Origin of the sequence: uncultured Mucilaginibacter sp. (assembly GCF_903913935.1) — a bacterium.
Classification (GTDB): Bacteria; Bacteroidota; Bacteroidia; order Sphingobacteriales; family Sphingobacteriaceae; genus Mucilaginibacter.
On sequence record NZ_CAIWNH010000596.1, the window covers coordinates 1 to 16884 of the forward strand.

A 16884-nucleotide genomic window follows, 5' to 3' on the forward strand; every position below is an offset into this window, starting at 1 on the left:
AACACTTGTTTCCATTTATTCCTACTGTTTCCAAATCACCGACCCCATCGGGGTCAAATATCGGTAGAAACAAACAACACACCCTATACCGTGCCGTAGGTACGGAACACGGCGGGTTGCGTACCTACGCCACGCCAATAATTTAATAATGAATTTTTCTACCGATATTGAGCACCTGACGGCGCTGATAGAACGATGAATTTAATTGACGAACAAAATTTAATATGCACACGTTTTGGCGCTCCATTTCATGAGTCACCTGAACATCTGAAAGTGGGCGTATCATTAAATGTAAAGGACGGAATTTTTCCGTTAAACGGCTTGCGTCATCTGCCTAAGGGAGACACGACAGGTTGGTACATTTGGGCGGGCGATTATTCATCAGCACCTGATTTTTTTGTGCCTATTCATATCTATCATCTTAATGAATGGTGTCCTCAGGTTCTAAAATTTTTAGGGTTAGCTCCGGGATGGAGGTTTTTAATGGCTCCAAATTATCTTGATGTGTGGAAAGATAACTCGTTAGTCAATTTCTAATTACGCAGCCCGTTCCGGAAGTAAATAAAATTCAAAATAGTAGCAATTCCACTTATTACTATGTAGGCATTTGGAAACACTACCACCACCTGTTACCAATGTTTTCAATATTGGTAAATCAAAACGCATTACCAGACTTGATAAAGGGTGTCATGGTGAAGCACTCGAACCATGCGGGCAAAGGCCTTTACGCACACCCTTCGAGGGCCTCAGGGTGACATCCCATTATGACGATTTCAGCTCCCCCCTACTCCAACACCGGTTTCCCGTCAAACGTGGCGGATTTCAGGATCTTTTCGCCCACGGCAACGGCTGCGGGCGATAGCGGGGCATAGTTAAGGTCCCTGCAGTATTTTTGGCCATCGTGGATGTTCCACCAAAGCAGTTTGAGTATTTTTTGGGCACGCTGCAGGCTGCGGCCATCGTAGTTTTGTTCTTTGTAGATGAGCGCCCAGGTAAATCCACTGATCGGGTAGCCGTCTTTTGCACCGGTATTACTGAGCGAAACCTTGGCATCATCAGGGATGGCAATATTACCGGCAGCGCTGGTTGAGGCCACGGTAGGCGTGATGAAATTACCGCTGCTGTTTTGCATATCGGCAAAGGTCATGTTATTTTGTACGGCATAGGCCAGCTCGATATAGCCAATGGCGCCGGGTGTTTGTTTGATTAATCCGGATACACCTTCATTACCCTTACCACCCAAACCTGCGGGCCAGTTAATAGCCGAGCCTTTACCCGGTTTGGTGTTCCAGTCGCTGTTTACTTTTGATAAATAGGTAGTAAAAATATTAGTAGTGCCGCTGCCATCAGAGCGGTGAACGATAAACACGCCTGTTGCAGGCAGCGAAACGCCGGGGTTAATTTTAGCGATCTGCGGGTCGTTCCATTTGGTGATCTTTCCTAAAAAAATATTGGCCAGCACTTCGGGGCTAAGTTTTAAGGTACCCTTTAATCCCGGCAGATTATAACTGATGACTACAGCGCCCGAACACATAGGGATATGCAATACCGGCGAGCTCATCTTTTTGGTTTGTTCATCATTCAGCGGCGCGTCTGAGTCGCCAAAATCAATGGTTTTATTGGTGAGTTGCAAAATACCGCCGCCCGAACCGATGGACTGGTAATTAACCATCACATGGTTCTCTTTGGCATATTCGGCAAACAGTTTTGAAAATAAGGGATAAACAAAAGTACTGCCGGCCCCAAGCAATACGTTTGCATTTGAATTTGACCCAAACGAAGTTGCGTTGGAGCTGTCTTTTGCCGATTTGTTGCCCTGTCCGCCGCAACTGGCAAAAACCAAACCGCCAAGAATTACTATACCCAGCATTAATCTATTCATAACTATAAATTTTATTTTAACCATTAATTTCATACTTAACACTTTAAACCGCCATTTAGTGTTACCGCCATTGTATTTTATTTCTCACAACTGTTTATTTAATTATGCATGCATAGTAATTTTTTACGCAGAATTTTGCTTGTTTGGGCGTTAAAAATCCTTTATGATTAAAAAAACGGGTTATCAAAATTATTATCAATGTGGCAAATACTTATCAAAATGATAGCCTTAATTACCGTTTTCAATAAAAACGTTTGGTGATTTTAATGCTTTTTTATTATTTTTTAAGTAATACTTTAAAGCTATGAAATTATTTGGCATTGATTTAGCTTTGAAATAACCGATTGCATCAGGCCGGAATTATTTATACAAAATAGCTTTTTCCGCACACTTAAAAAGGTTGCCATCGGTATTAGTTTACTTAGATAGAAGAATTATGTTTATTGAAGCATTAGAAATCAGCGCACTGATGGCATTACTTATTTTTCCGCTGTTTTTACCGGTAAAAAAGAAAACAGGAGCCATCAAATTACCTAAAAATCACAAGGATACGTCGGGCGCCCGTTATGCGATCAATGAGCGCGGGTACCTGGAAGAGATCCGGCACGACAAATTGTCAAACCAGGCTCAATAATTAAAAAAGGTATACCAGGAAGCCTCCTCACCAATCGGTCAGGGGGCTTTTTCTTTATACTACTTTATACATAGGCATTATTATACCGGTAATAATTATGTCAATTTAAAAACGCCAAATCACCACTAAAAGCTAGACAAAAAAGAAATGTGTCCAATTATTTGTAATAAACTGAACATGTTATAAAAATTGTTCAGTTTCAAGTAAAATCGCGTTTAAAAAGCGATTGCCCCGTCAGGGGCTACCCTTTGAGAATGGGTAACCCCTGACGGGGTAATATTTTGTTGAAAATTGTTTTTCTACAAACGGGTAGCCCCTAACGGGGCATGAATAGCTTGTGGGTTTATCTCCAACATAGGTCGCAATAAGCATTGAGTGTTTAAAACGGTTGCCGTATCCATTTTCCCTATTATTTCCTGATTAAAATATAAATCACTAATCTTGAAATGATTTATCAGATCCTGTTATAACCAATTATTTTATCCTGATTAAAAAAGAAATCAATGGCACGCATTAAACCGCTCATCCTGTTTGGCCTTATAGGTATCCTTTCATCCTTTAATATCGCGTCAGCACAAAAACTTACAGTGCAGCAAAAGGTTGATGCTTTAGTAAAAAAGATGACCCTTGCCGAAAAGATTGGCCAGCTAAACCAATACAACGGCGATTGGGATGCCACCGGCCCGGTTACCAAAGACGTAGGCAATAAACTGGACGCCATTAAACGCGGCGAGGTGGGTTCGATACTTAACATCACCGGAGTAAAGCACACCCGGGTTTTCCAGGAAGCAGCGATGCAATCCCGGTTAAAGATCCCCTTATTGTTTGGGCAGGATGTGATCCATGGCTACAGCATCACCTTCCCGATACCATTGGCCGAAGCAGCCAGCTGGGACATTCCTGCTATTGAACGTTCGGCCCGTATAGCTGGTACCGAAGCTGCCGCAGGCGGTGTTCACTGGACCTTTGCCCCTATGGTGGATATTGCCCGCGACCCGCGTTGGGGCCGGGTAATGGAAGGCGCTGGTGAAGACCCTTATTTAGGTTCGCTGATTGCCGGTGCCAGGGTACGTGGTTTCCAGGGTAAAGGTTTAGGTAATTTAGATGCCGTAATGGCCTGTGCCAAGCACTTTACGGCTTATGGGGCTGCCATTGGCGGCCGCGATTATAACAGCGTGGATATGAGCCTGCGCACCCTATGGGAAATATACCTTCCACCGTTTAAAGCTGCCGTAGATGCCGGCGCGGCAACTTTCATGAACTCGTTTAACGACCTGAACGGCACCCCGGCCAGCGCCAACAGCTACCTGATGCGCGATATTTTAAAAGGAAAATGGGGCTTTAAAGGTTTTGTGGTGAGCGACTGGGGTTCCATCGGCGAAATGATCAACCATGGTTATGTAAAAGATAATTACGAAGCTGCCCGGGCATCCATAAACGCCGGCAGCGATATGGACATGGAAAGCCGCAGTTACATTAACAATCTGGCTAAACTGGTTGCCGATAAAAAGGTTTCGGTTGCGGTAATTGATGATGCCGTAAAACGCATCCTCACCAAAAAGTTTGAAATGGGCCTGTTTGACGACCCCTACCGCTTTAGCAATGCCGACCGTGAAAATAGTGTATTAAATGCCCCGGCACATATTGCAGCTGCCAGGGATATGGCCGATAAAAGTATTGTATTGCTAAAAAATGAGAACAACCTGCTACCGCTTTCAAATAATTTAAAATCAATTGCCCTTATTGGCCCGCTGGTAAAATCAAAAGCCGAAATGAAAGGCTTTTGGGCGCAAAATATTGGTGACGAAAGCAAGATCGTATCCCTTTACGAAGGGATGCAACAGGCCGCACCAAATACCAGCCTGCTTTATGCCAAAGGCTGTGACATTACCGATACCAGCAAAGCCGGTTTTGACGAAGCCTATAAAACGGCTATGCAGGCCGAGGTGGTGGTAATGGCCATGGGCGAACGGCCTGACATGACCGGCGAAGCGAAAAGCCGCTCAAACATCCACTTACCTGGCGTACAGGAAGAACTGATCCAAAAGATAATGGCTACGGGCAAACCTGTGGTAGTATTGCTGATGTCTGGACGGCCAATGGTGTTTAACTGGACCGCCGACCATGTACCGGCTATTTTATACACCTGGTGGCTGGGCAACCAGGCTGGTACTGCCATGGCCGATATATTGTTCGGCAAATACAACCCCGGCGCTAAATTGCCTATTACTTTCCCGCGGACCGAAGGGCAGATCCCTATTTATTACAATCATTTAAACACCGGCAGGCCTGCGCATGGCGATAACGATGTAAACTATACTTCGGCGTATATCGATCTGCCCAACAGCCCTAAATTTGCGTTCGGGCATGGCTTGAGCTATACTACGTTTAACTATAGTAATCTTAAGCTGAGCAAAAAATCGATGCAAAAAGATGGCGCCATCACCGTAACCTTCGACCTGCAAAATACAGGTAAATATGCCGGCGAGGAAGTGGCGCAATTTTATCTACGCGACCTGGTATCGCAGCCGGTAAGGCCCATCAAAGAGCTGAAAGGATTTGAAAAAGTATCGCTGCAGCCCGGCGAAACAAAAACCATTACTTTAACCATCAATAAACAAAAACTGTCGTTTTATAACGACCAGCTGCAATGGATCACCCAGCCCGGCGATTTCAGGCTGATGATCGGCAGCGCTTCAGATGATATCAGGCTGGAGGATGGATTTACACTTTTGTAGTTCATTGGTTCAATAGTTCATTGGCTCATTGGTAAAAAGTTTACTAAATCTTTTTATGCAAATTTGAATTGATCAGCTATCCACAAATGAACTAACGAACAAGTGAACCAATGAACCAATAAAATGAAAATAGCAATACATAAAGATTACGACAAAATGAGCCGTGCAGCGGCCGACCTGGTTATTGATCAGGTTAAAACCAAACCGGGTTCACTCATCTGTTTTCCATCGGGCGATTCGCCTGCGGGGATGTTTAAGTATTTAATTGACGATGTGAAAGCCGGAAGGGTTGACCTGGGCCAGTGTTACTTTGTGGGGCTGGATGAATGGGTGGGCCTGGGCAAAGATGATGACGGCAGTTGTACTAAATTTTTATACGAGCACTTTTTTACCCCGCTGCAAGCAGACATGGCCAGGGTAAAGTTCTTTGACGCCAAAGCCAAAGACCTGGATGCCGCCTGCCTGGATATGGATGCTTTTATCAAACTGCATGGCCCGCTGGACATGATGATCGTTGGCATTGGCATGAATGGTCATATCGGCTTGAACGAACCCGGCACCGATTTTAACCTGTATTGCCACCATGCTCCTTTGGCGCAGGTAACTGTTGAGGTTGGTCAAAAATACTTTAAAAAGCAAACCGCACTTACGGAGGGCATTACCCTTGGACTTAAATACCTTCAGGAAGCAAAAACAGCTGTATTGTTGGCATCAGGCGCCAAAAAAGCAAGCATTATTAAACAGGCGCTGGATGGCGATATAAGCCAGCATGTACCTGCATCCATCTTTCAAACACTGCCTTCATCAGTTATTTTGCTGGATGAAGGAGCGGCAGGGGAATTAGGACATTAGGGCGAAACGTTATTGGGTTATTGGGTCATTGGGTCATTGGGTCATTGCCTGCTGCAAGTGCAATTACGCAAAGCAAACCTACCTTCCGGCAGGCACCTAACGACGCCAGCCACTATAAATGCCTCAAAATATGATATCTATCACTTATTTAAACCTCAAAAACCAGTAACATTACAATAATTTAATTGTCAAAAAAGAACCCGGTGCTTCCGGTTGCTCTATTTTAACACATAACCATTCAGATCATGTTTGTATCGCAAATTATTTTAATTGTAGTCATGCATGGCCTTGTTTTTGGCGTCGCCTGCTATTTTATTGGCGCTCAAAAAGAAATAGGTCCAATTGCCTCAGGATTTCTGGGCCTTATCCTCGGTGTTGTCGGCCTGATCATTGTTTTAGCATCCAGCCGCAAGCAGGTTATCCCATTCAATATCCAGCTGCAGCACTTCAAGCAACTGCTCGATGAGGGTACCATCAGCGAATCCGAATATAATCACCTCAAAGGCCGACTTATCGAACAACAATAAGCTAAAAAAAAGGCAGTCTTATTCTGCTTCCAGTATCCGCCTTAAATAGTTTATTTGCCCCAGGTGGTAAGTAAAATGGCCGTAAAAAAAGGTTAAATACCAGCCGGTGCTATGCTGGCCTATCATTTCAAGCGTGTAGGTTTCATCCAGTTTTGCCTGGTTTACCGTTTCAAAGCTGAACCTGATCACTTCAATGGTTTTTTCGATATCAGCAACCAGTTTTTCGCGCGATACGCCGGTTAATGAAAACTCCTGTTCGCGGTTACGAACATAACCCGTTCCGCCAAGCTGCGTACCGATCGTAAAGTTAAGATTGCCCAGCAGGTGGAGGGTAAGTGTACCGGCAGTATTGGTAATACCATCGGTAGCCTGCCAGATATTATTTTCGTCTTTAAATTTATTTAATTCGTCCTTTAGCTTTAACAGCTCGCGTTCAAAAAGTTCAGCAAAAAAATTGTCCATAACATCAGGTTTATGAGTTGATTGATGCCGCAAGTTAATAAGCGCAAAGTTATCTGAAAGTAAATTTTAAAAAAGCCCCTTTTAGCCCGCGAGAGTTGGGCATACAAGGGGCATGAGGCTTAATTTCCGGTAAGCAGCGGGTTATTCATGGTGCCTATAAAAAGGATCAGTCCACTGTTCATTTCTCTTATAGCGAATATAAAAGGATGATTAAATATCGGGTTATACTGCGGGCCGGCAACAGTGGCAATAATCCCTACCGAAGTAGCGGCAGCTGCAGTGGTACCGCTTTCGTCCACATCCACAAATGCCTTATGCACCACCTGACTTATCTGCAGTTTTGCGGTTGGATTAATAAGCGAGAAATCGGCCCCGTCAGAAAATGCAATACCCAGGCCGAGATCCGTCAACGCGCTATTCAGTAAATTGCCATAGCTAAAGGCAAATTTTGGCAGGGTTACTGTACCTTTGGTGGGCTGCAATTTACTCATCCAGGTTTCCCATTGCAATGAATCAAGTCCGGCAGCCAGCTGGCTTATGGTGGTGCCTGAGCCCGCTAAGGACGAACCGGGCGTAATAATTACCATGCTGTACTTATTGTTGGAGTAGGGCAGTTCGTAAACGTTTGCCTTATCGCTTACATAATAATTAAAATCAATATCACCCGTCATAAAATTTGCCTGCACGTTACTGTTATCAGCCAGGTAAAATGGTTGCGGTTTTGTTTTTGCAGGGTCGAATTTTTCTTTCCAGCTACTTTTAAAGTACATGGCATTTACCAGGTACATAACCGCATTGCCCGGTATATTGTCCAGGATCTTCGGGATCTTTCCATTGGTTTTATCGTTCACCCAGTTATTGATGGTACCCACAGCCGATGGGTTGTTAAATTCAAGCGCTTTAATTTGCGCGTTAAAGTTAGTACTGTCGGTTTTTAAAAAAGCCGGCTGCACGCTAAACCCCTGCCTGTACCAGATGGAGTTGGCAATGTTGAGTGTTGTATTCGGATCAAGCTGCGGCAAATTAGTCACCAGGTTATTATAATAGGTATTCACCTGATCTTGTGTTAAACCCGAAAAGTTGAGCGTGTTTTTAAAAGCGGTAAGCGTAGTTCCGGCAGCGCCATTGCTCGTCATGCCCAGCGCGAAACTTACGCTTAAAGGCGATGCAAATAAGTTAGTGAAGATGCCATTGGTGCTGTCGAGGTTTTTAAATAATCGGAGCGTAAACGCATTGTCCGCCGTTACTTTTTGTTGTTCAAATGAGGTAAGCACCAGGTTTTTGCCCGGATTTTGAGGAGTAACCTTATTGCCTTTTTTGCAGGAAGCGAAGCAAACAATTAATGAACACAATAAGTAAAGCGGAGTTCTGCGACAAACGTTCATAAGATAAGTTTGAGTGAATACGTTTCATATTCGTTATTTTACCTTACGACGATGGGTGTTTAAACGATACAGATTATTAAAATAATTTTCGTTTTTGTAGCAATTGCATTTAAATGCGGCTTGTTCTAAATATTAAAAAATCTTGCAGCTAACCCTCTTTAACGCTTGCGGAAGAGAGGGTCGGAGAGCGAAGCGAATCCGGGGTGAGTCGATCCGGCGGACATTACCGCCAATGCATAGCGGCGAGTTTACTCACCCTGCCATTGCTGCGCCTGGCATCCCTATCCCCCCATCAATAATTTTACATTAATTTTATAATGATTTTCAAGAATATCCACCGATATTTAAATCACCCCAAATGCTTTTATGACAACCCGGTTTGCCGGTTTAATTTGATGCTTTTTTTATCCATCAAACTAAACCGAACAACCCCAATGACTCAATGACATAATGACCCAATGACCTAAAATACCATGGAAAGAAGAATTTTTTTAAAAACCACCGCTTTAACCGCCGCATCAATTGCGTTAATGCGCAACCGCAGCTTTGCATCGCTGATGGCTGACCCAACTTACCAGTTTAAGCCGCTGCGCAACAATGTGGGCATGTTTGCTGAACAGGGCGGCACAATTGCCTGGATGATCAACAAAGAAGGTATAGTGGTTGTAGATGCCGAATTTCCGGAACAAGCCACACACCTTATTGGCCTGTTAAAAAAACAATCAGACCTGCCATTTGAGTGGCTCATCAATACCCACCACCATGGCGACCATACCAGCGGCAATATTTCTTTTAAGGGCCTCGTAAAAAATGTGGCCGCGCATGAAAACTCGCTGAAGAACCAGACCACCGTCGCCATAAAAAATAAAAACGAGGATAAACAGCTATACCCGGATACTACCTTTAGCGACCATTGGAAAATTAAGGTAGGCGATGAAAAGATCAGCGCACATTACTTCGGTACCGGCCATACCAATGGCGATGCGATGATCCATTTTGAACATGCCAATATTGTACACATGGGCGACCTGGTGTTTAACCGCCGCTATCCTTTTGTGGATAACAGCGCAGGCGCATCGGTACAGCACTGGCCACAGGCATTGGAAAAAGCCCGTAAAAAGTTCGATAAGGACACCCTTTTCATTTTCGGCCATGCCTTTGACCCCGAAAAGGTAACCGGCACCATGGATGACGTTATTGCCATGCAAAACTTTATGGAAAAACTGGAAGATTATGTAGCCGGCAGCATAAAAGCAGGCAAGAGTAAAGACGATATTTTAAAAGCCACCTCCATCCCCGGCATAAGCGACTGGCAGGGCGATGGCATACAGCGCGGCATTACCGCAGCTTACGAAGAACTTACCAGGGTTTAACTTTAACAGCCCAAATACCAATAAAATGACAAAATACCTCAAACTTATACTCTGCACATTCATACTACCCGCCGCTTTACATGCGCAGGATCAACCTGTCGTTATCCCCTTATGGCCAAACGGCGCGCCAGGTTTTGAGCAATTGCGCAACGAGCCTGAGCAGGCTAAAGACTACTGGGTAAGGCATATTACCAACCCATCGCTTACCGTGTTTTTACCGGCTAAAGACAAGGCGAACGGCGCTGCAGTGGTGGTATGCCCCGGCGGCGGCCACCGCCTGCTGGTATGGACTGCCGAAGGCATCGACCCGGCCAAACACCTCAGCAATTTGGGGTTTACCGTTTTTGTGCTGAAATACCGGCTGGGGCGTGATACCCTTTCGCCATTTAACATTGAGGTGCATGCCCGGCAGGATGGGCTGCGCGCTATGCGCCTGGTACGCAGCCACGCCGCTGAATATGGTATCGACCCAAACCGTGTAGGCATTATGGGTTTTTCGGCCGGCGGCGAAGTAGTGGATATGGTCACCTTTGGCCCTAATGGCCCTGAGGCCAATGCTCCAGACCCGATTGACCGGCTTACTGCCAAACCAAACTTTGTGATCCAGATCTATCCAGGTCCGCTGTTTATACCTGATACCGTTCCGCAGGATACCCCTACCACCTTTTTATTGGCGGCTAACGACGATCCATGCTGCTCGGTATCATTAATGCGATTGCTGGATGCCTATCGTGCCGCTAAGGTGCCTGTTGAAGCGCATTTGTACACCCAGGGCGCACACGGCTTTAACATGGGCTACCGCTCCAAATTACGCAGCATCAACTCCTGGCCGGACCGGCTAACCGATTGGCTGTACGATAATAATATTATTGCACCCATAAAAGCCGACAGGCCAAAGGTGGAGCATTAGGCTGAAAAGTCCATAGTTGATGGACCATAGTCCATGGCAGGTGTTAGCAGAAAACGACGATGGTTGATAGGCCATAGCGGAATTTAATGACATTGCCCGGTGAGGTCGGTGAATTGGTAACAAATACCAACAATGGTAACAGGTGTTGGTAGTGTTGGTACTTGTTGGTATTGGCGTTTTTCCTGGCGATGCATTAAACCAGCGCCGTCAGGTGCTCCATATCGGTAGAAAAAATTCATTGTTAAATGTTTAGCGTGCCGTAGGTACGCAACCCCTCCTCCGTGTTCCGTACCTACGGTACGGTATGAGTTGATTGTATGTTTTCTACAAACGTTTGCCCGCGATGGGGTCGGTAATTTGGTAACATCATTCACTGTTTGCTGAGCAAACCTACAAGACAGGAGAGGCAATATCAATCATCAGCTAAATCCAACTCATAACCATTAGCCATGTCCGGAATATCATCGAATGACATATTTCGAAATTTTGTTTCAATTCGACCAATTTTTGTGAAGACCATCTCAGTGTATGCGTCTTTGATTGTACGTGCTACAGCCTCCCGAATAGTCTTTTTACTTAGATCTTTAACAATGAGCATATCTTTTGCCCAAAAACAACGTTCCTCATCTTTGTCAAGCAAGTGCTGGACATTTTGGATAGTAAAAAAAGTTCCAAAATAAACGTCACCGTTTTCCATCACAATGTTGATGTCAATGTTATCATTCATTTCATTCTCTACATTATATCCTGCCGGGAAGATAGTTTTGAAGCTCATTTTTTAATTGTTTTTGCTGTTACCCGTAATTTTCAATTGCGCAGCGCCGTCAGGTGCTAAATATCGGTAGAAAAAAATTCATCATTAAATATTTAGCGTGCCGTAGGTACGCAACCCCACCCGTGTTCCGTACCTACGGCACGGCATGATGTGTTTGTATGTTTTCTACAAACGTTTGCCCCCGATGGGGTCGGCAATTTGGTAACACTTACCAACATCGGTAACAGGTGTTGGTAGTTTTTCCAACCAGCATCTTCCTGCCATGAACCATGAACTATGATCCATGAACCTACAAATAGCTCAGCCACCACTGCTTATGCGTTTTTTTATACTTGCTGAACCAGCGGCAGGGGAAGTACAGCACGATGATGACAAATATCCAAACGAGGTAAACGCCGAATAAATTAAAACCAAAACCCGGCGGGATAAACAGGAAAGGGTTCTGGTTGCTTACGATCTGGTTGGTATGGAAGCCCTGCACAAAAAACAGCACAACGGTAAGTATCCTGAGCAGGTAAAAGTGCATGATGTAATAAAGGAAAGGCACATTGCCGTAAATGATAAAAATATTCGTCACCCTGGTCTTTATTTTTTCGGTTAGGGCCAAAACTACCAGGCCTGTGCCAATAGTGATCAGCGAATACATTAAGGATGGCGGGTATTTATTGATGTTTAAAAACGAAAGGAAGGTGATTACGCCATTGCGTTGTGTGGCCCATGGTTCCGGGTCGCCATAAAGGTTAAATGCCCTTAACACCAAAAACACGCCCAGTGCACCCAAACCGGCAAAGAGCAGAATCTTTTTTCGCCGTGCGGGATCAAATGCTTTGGTATAGATCTGCCCGAAAACATAGCCCAGCAGCATTACGCCCGTCCAGGGGATGAGGGCATACAAATCGAATATAAAGTGGGATTGATTGATAGGGATAACAGTTCCTTTGGCTGTAAAAAGCATCCGGTCAAGCACCATAGCGGCACCGCTTTTTGGTACTGCAAAATAGTCAAGGATATCATGCCCGAAAAATATTACCGCGCCGATGGCACCAATTACCCATAACGGCGCACGTGTAAGCAGGCCAAGGATGATCATACTTAAACCTATCACCCATAATACCTGCAGGATAACAAAATTATACAGCGGGTTAAAGGTAAACGCGAAGGTAAGCAGCACCACTTCAACCAAAACCAGCCAAAGGCCGCGTTTGATCAAAAATCCGCTCAGCTCACTTTTGGTACGGCGGGTACCGGCAAGGTAGGCAGAGATCCCGCTCAGGAAAACAAAGTTTGGGGCACAAAAATGGGTGATCCAGCGGGTAAAAAACAAAATGGGCGTTGTAGTGGCCATATTGGTAGGATCGTTGGTGGGCCCGCCGATGTGGAAAAAGTCGCGGGTATGATCAAGCGCCATAATGAGCATAATTACACCACGTAAAATATCGATCGACTCAATACGTTGTTTGCCTGAAGGTTCGTACAGGTTGGCCATATTACAATTGTGTGTTTTGGTTGTTAAATATGCCAATGAAGGTACAACTTTTATTATTTAAAAATGATGGGGAACATTTTAAGGAATAAAAAAAATCCTTTTATTTATATTATTGTTATACTTCTGTAAACCAAGATAATTATGGCAAACTTCCAGGAGATGATCGCTTCAAATAAACCAGTGCTGGTTGATTTTTCGGCAGAGTGGTGCGGCCCTTGCAAAATGATGCCGCCGATCCTTAAACAGGTAAAGGACGCCATGGGCGATAAGGTAACCATCATTAAAATTGATATTGATAAAAACCCGCAGGCGGCCGATGCTTACAAGGTACAGAGCGTACCCACGCTCATGGTATTTAAAAACGGCCAAAGCAAATGGCGGCAAAGCGGGGTAATACAGGCAGGTGAATTACAGCGGGTGATCAGCCAGTTTGTTTAGTGAATGGTGAGTTATGAGTAGTGCCCCTCGTCGCTCATTGCGAGGAACGAAGCAATCACTACAACAGACATTCAACACACCAAAATGCATGAGTGACCGGCGTGCGGCTGACAGGTAATCCGGAGATTTATCTCAAATGATTTGCATGTGTAGAGATTGCTTCGTTCCTCGCAATGACGCAAAGAAGAAAAGGCTAATACTCCAGCTCCCGGCAATCAAACCCGGCGGTTTTAAGCAATGATTCGATGTAGCGCGGCGAAATATCATCAGCCTCGATCCTTAAAATATTATCACAATCTTCCAGGTCGAAGTTCCAGCCGGTAATGGCCGGAACCGAGGTGAGCAAAGGCCTTACCTCCCTCACCTGTTCGGGTTTTTCAACGCTTGTTGTAAAAATAAGTATATCCATTTTGTTAAGTCTTAAGTCCTTAGTCTAGAGTCAAAAGTCTTAAGTCCGGTTAAGCCAAATGTGACTTTAGACTCCGGACTTAAGACTTCAGGCTTTATACCTGTTCTTTTGAGGTTTCGGCGGCAAAATCATCCCAGTTACGGCCCCATTTACCGTGGCCGCATCTTTGCCTCATTTTTTCCTTAAACTGCTCCTTTTCTTCTGACGTCATATTTTTAAAGCGTTCTTCCATACGGTGGCGCATCCAGGGCGCTCCGCCGTGCATACCGCGGCCGCCTTTGCCAAAGCCAAAAAGTATTTTGCTCAGTACAAACAAGCCTACAGCCTGCCAAAAATCAATAAACCCGAGGTGGAAGATGGCCGGGATCAGCCAGTTCCATAAATTCATCACCACAAACCCGGTGAGTGCAACGAAGGCGGCAATTGCGATCGGAATAAATATAAATCGCCCTCTGTATAAAAATGGTTTCATGTTTTATCTTTTTAATAATTTTAATATTCTGTTATTTCGTTATACAACTGGCGCAGCCTTTGGCGCAGATGCAGTACCGCATACCGCTTGCGCGATACCAGTGTTTGTATTTTCTCGCCAGTGCGTTCGGCTATCTCTTTAAAGGGGATATCGTCAAGTTCCTGCCAGATAAACACCTGCCTTTGCTCTTCGGGCAGCTCATCCAGCGCTATAAACAATTGCTCCCAAAACAGGTTGCGCAAATATTGCGTTTCGGGGGTAGTTGCTTCCGTCATCAGGATGGCCTTAAAATCCAGCGCCTCGTCCTCATCATCATCAACGATCATGTCATCCAGCAACGTTTCTGTATGTTTTTTATGTTTGTCGATGATTTTGTTGCGGGCTACCCGGTAAAGCCAGGCGCCGGTTTGTTCAATAGGTTCGGAATTTAATACCGAGCTGAACTGGTACCATACATCCTGCAGTATGTCTTCAGCATCGGCATCATTCTTAACCCTTCGCCTGATAAAGCCCAGCAGGTTTTTACCATACGCACCAATGGCTTGTATGATAGTGTTGTTTTTTTCTGCGGACATTATAGCTGTTGTCAATTGTATGATTGTTTAAAGATAGAGACGATTGTGTTTTTAAAAGATTTTAATTTATTTTTAAAAAGTTCATGGATCATAGTTCATGGTTCATGGTAGCTGCGAAAAAGTGCCGGGCTCTTTGCTTTTAGCTCATGGTTGCTGCAGGTTTGAATTTGCCTTTTTACTATGAACCATGAACTATGAACACTCTCGACCGAATAAACTATTACAACATCCTGGCCATGCTGGCATCAGCTTGCCTGGCGGCGGTTATTCCGTTTGAGTTGGTGCTGCTATCATACGCCATATTGGGCCCTGCGCATTACCTTACCGAGATCTCGTGGCTGAATGAACGCAAATTCTTCACTCTTAAAAAATATGATTATGCCATAGTTGTCGCGGTCGCGGTCACCGCATATTTAATAAAGCTACCTTACGGCTATCTCATTTTTTATGCCTTCGGGCTTTCCTTTATTTTGCTGGTTACCGGCAGCACGCTTTACCGTGTGCTTGCTTTTTGCGTATTGCTGGCTGCGGGTTATTTTATATTGGGCAATAACCTGTTGCAAACCATTTTCGGGTTGTATGTGCCTACGCTTATTCACGTTTATTTTTTTACGGGCGCGTTTATGTTATTTGGAGTGTTAAAAGACAAAATTGTTTCGGGCTATATCGCCTTTTTTGTTTTTTTGGCCTGCCCTGTATTGCTTTGTGTGCTGTTTAGCCAATGGCACAATAGCACCGCCGCCTGGGCAATTAACAGTTACGGCGATTTCGGCAGGCTCAATACCACCACGCTGCGCAGCCATTCGCTTGACATTTTTAATAACCCTGCCAGTATCATCTTAACCCGGCTCATCGCCTTTGCTTATACCTACCATTACATCAACTGGTTCAGCAAAACACGTATTATTAAGTGGCATCAGGTAGGTGTTACAAGGGCGGTATTTATCGGGGTGATCTGGTTCGCATCCGTGGGCCTGTATTTTTACAATTACCGGTTAGGCATTAAGTGGCTATTTTTGTTGAGCCTGACCCACGTGATATTGGAATTCCCGCTCAACCATCGTAGTTTTATAGGGATTGGGAGGAAGTTGACTAAGTTGTAAATGTTGTAGTATGTTGTAAGGGTTCAGGGCAGACGCATTAAAAGGCGGCTCCGATGGAGCCTAAACACCCGAGTTTAGGGTTTTCTATAAACAGGGCACTCCCAGGGGAGTTAAAACTATTAGGCAAAAGAATAAATGGCCCCGGAGGGGCCACCTGTTTATAGAAAATTTCCACCAAATTTCAAAGACTCCATCAGAGTCCCCTATGAATTTGCCTGGAAGTCACGGCGGTAACCAATTATTTTAATGCGTCTGCCCTGTGTAAGGGTTGTAATAGTTAGGTTGATTCGACTGATTAAGCTAATTTTATTCGCCAAAAATTCAATGACCCAATGACCCAATGACCCAATGACCCAATGACCCAATGACCCAATGACCCAATGACCAAATGACCAAATGACCAAATGACCAAATGACCAAATGACCAAATGACCAAATGACCAAATGACCAAATGACCAAATACAATAACCAACTTGCAGACCGTGTTCGGGAAGCCCTGCAGCATTTGCCCGATGTAGTGGAAAAAGAAATGTTTAGCGGGGTATGTTTTATGGTGAACGGCAAAATGTGTGTTTGCGTAAGCCACGATGATTTGCTATGCCGCATAGGCGCTGAAGAAATGGAAGCTGCGTTGGAAAACAACGATGTGCGCCAGATGGTAATGGCCCGCGATAAACCCGCCAGGGATTATGTTTACGTAAGCCCTGAAGGCTTTCAACGACAGCAGGATTTTGACCATTGGATAAACCTTTGCCTTGCATTTAACCCGAAGGCGAAAGCGTCGAAGAAAAGGTGAAAGGTGAAAGGTGAAAGGTGAAAGGTGAAAGGTGAAAGGTGAAAGGTGAAAGGTGAAAGGTGAAAG

Annotated in this window: 18 protein-coding genes; 10 read left to right on the forward strand and 8 right to left on the reverse strand. The window is 44.7% G+C overall.

Annotated elements, in window-relative coordinates:
- Positions 1-195 precede the first annotated feature (195 nt).
- Positions 196-537, forward strand: coding sequence for a hypothetical protein (locus QZY09_RS24285; protein ID WP_295677207.1), 342 nt, complete (start codon positions 196-198; stop codon positions 535-537).
- Positions 538-784: 247 nt separating this feature from the next.
- Here the strand turns inward: QZY09_RS24285 and pstS are convergent, their stop codons facing one another.
- A complete protein-coding gene (pstS, locus tag QZY09_RS24290) occupies positions 785-1882 on the reverse strand; it encodes a phosphate ABC transporter substrate-binding protein PstS (RefSeq protein WP_295677209.1) in 1098 nt (365 codons plus the stop codon).
- A 436-nt stretch (positions 1883-2318) separates the two neighbouring features.
- Here pstS and QZY09_RS24295 point away from each other — a divergent pair, with 436 nt between their 5' ends.
- The 4 genes from QZY09_RS24295 to QZY09_RS24310 all read left to right on the forward strand — a co-directional run bounded on the left by QZY09_RS24295 (position 2319) and on the right by QZY09_RS24310 (position 6633).
- The gene (locus QZY09_RS24295) at positions 2319-2516 is read left to right on the forward strand and encodes a hypothetical protein (protein ID WP_295677210.1); all 198 of its coding nucleotides are present in this window, start codon (positions 2319-2321) and stop codon (positions 2514-2516) included.
- Positions 2517-3019: 503 nt separating this feature from the next.
- Entirely contained in the window at positions 3020-5254 is a 2235-nt protein-coding gene (locus QZY09_RS24300) for a glycoside hydrolase family 3 N-terminal domain-containing protein (protein WP_295677211.1), read from the forward strand.
- Positions 5255-5377: 123 nt separating this feature from the next.
- Positions 5378-6106 (forward strand): 6-phosphogluconolactonase, encoded by a 729-nt coding sequence (locus QZY09_RS24305; protein WP_295677214.1) that lies wholly within the window; start codon positions 5378-5380, stop codon positions 6104-6106.
- 245 nt (positions 6107-6351) lie between these two features.
- The gene (locus tag QZY09_RS24310; RefSeq protein ID WP_295677216.1) at positions 6352-6633 is read left to right on the forward strand and encodes an SHOCT domain-containing protein; all 282 of its coding nucleotides are present in this window, start codon (positions 6352-6354) and stop codon (positions 6631-6633) included.
- Between the two features lie 18 nt (positions 6634-6651).
- Here the strand turns inward: QZY09_RS24310 and QZY09_RS24315 are convergent, their stop codons facing one another.
- A complete protein-coding gene (locus tag QZY09_RS24315) occupies positions 6652-7095 on the reverse strand; it encodes a DUF1572 family protein (protein ID WP_295677219.1) in 444 nt (147 codons plus the stop codon).
- Positions 7096-7214: 119 nt separating this feature from the next.
- Positions 7215-8447 (reverse strand): serpin family protein, encoded by a 1233-nt coding sequence (locus QZY09_RS24320; protein ID WP_295677221.1) that lies wholly within the window; start codon positions 8445-8447, stop codon positions 7215-7217.
- Positions 8448-8953: 506 nt separating this feature from the next.
- Between QZY09_RS24320 and QZY09_RS24325 the strand changes: the two genes are divergently transcribed.
- Positions 8954-9853: an MBL fold metallo-hydrolase gene (locus tag QZY09_RS24325; protein ID WP_295677224.1), complete on the forward strand. Its 900-nt coding sequence runs from the start codon at positions 8954-8956 to the stop codon at positions 9851-9853.
- A 25-nt stretch (positions 9854-9878) separates the two neighbouring features.
- The gene (locus QZY09_RS24330; RefSeq protein WP_295677226.1) at positions 9879-10763 is read left to right on the forward strand and encodes an alpha/beta hydrolase; all 885 of its coding nucleotides are present in this window, start codon (positions 9879-9881) and stop codon (positions 10761-10763) included.
- A 412-nt stretch (positions 10764-11175) separates the two neighbouring features.
- Here the strand turns inward: QZY09_RS24330 and QZY09_RS24335 are convergent, their stop codons facing one another.
- Together QZY09_RS24335 and QZY09_RS24340 are read right to left on the reverse strand one after the other, a co-directional pair.
- Positions 11176-11538, reverse strand: a complete 363-nt coding sequence (locus QZY09_RS24335; RefSeq protein WP_295677228.1) for a hypothetical protein — start codon at positions 11536-11538, stop codon at positions 11176-11178.
- A 289-nt stretch (positions 11539-11827) separates the two neighbouring features.
- Complete coding sequence (locus QZY09_RS24340; protein ID WP_295677230.1) at positions 11828-13024, reverse strand: heparan-alpha-glucosaminide N-acetyltransferase domain-containing protein; 1197 nt, start codon at positions 13022-13024, stop codon at positions 11828-11830.
- Positions 13025-13165: 141 nt separating this feature from the next.
- Between QZY09_RS24340 and trxA the strand changes: the two genes are divergently transcribed.
- Positions 13166-13462 carry a thioredoxin gene (gene trxA, locus QZY09_RS24345; RefSeq protein WP_295677232.1) on the forward strand — a complete coding sequence of 99 codons (297 nt, stop codon included), beginning with the start codon at positions 13166-13168 and terminating at the stop codon, positions 13460-13462.
- A gap of 193 nt (positions 13463-13655) precedes the next feature.
- Here the strand turns inward: trxA and QZY09_RS24350 are convergent, their stop codons facing one another.
- The 3 genes from QZY09_RS24350 to QZY09_RS24360 form a co-directional block, all read right to left on the reverse strand.
- Positions 13656-13871 (reverse strand): hypothetical protein, encoded by a 216-nt coding sequence (locus tag QZY09_RS24350; RefSeq protein ID WP_295677237.1) that lies wholly within the window; start codon positions 13869-13871, stop codon positions 13656-13658.
- 94 nt (positions 13872-13965) lie between these two features.
- Positions 13966-14343, reverse strand: coding sequence for a hypothetical protein (locus QZY09_RS24355; protein ID WP_295677240.1), 378 nt, complete (start codon positions 14341-14343; stop codon positions 13966-13968).
- 20 nt (positions 14344-14363) lie between these two features.
- Complete coding sequence (locus tag QZY09_RS24360) at positions 14364-14918, reverse strand: sigma-70 family RNA polymerase sigma factor (protein ID WP_295677242.1); 555 nt, start codon at positions 14916-14918, stop codon at positions 14364-14366.
- 194 nt (positions 14919-15112) lie between these two features.
- Between QZY09_RS24360 and QZY09_RS24365 the strand changes: the two genes are divergently transcribed.
- Together QZY09_RS24365 and QZY09_RS24370 are read left to right on the forward strand one after the other, a co-directional pair.
- Complete coding sequence (locus QZY09_RS24365; RefSeq protein WP_295677245.1) at positions 15113-16021, forward strand: hypothetical protein; 909 nt, start codon at positions 15113-15115, stop codon at positions 16019-16021.
- Positions 16022-16473: 452 nt separating this feature from the next.
- Positions 16474-16818, forward strand: coding sequence for a TfoX/Sxy family protein (locus tag QZY09_RS24370; RefSeq protein WP_295677248.1), 345 nt, complete (start codon positions 16474-16476; stop codon positions 16816-16818).
- The last annotated feature ends 66 nt before the right edge of the window (positions 16819-16884 follow it).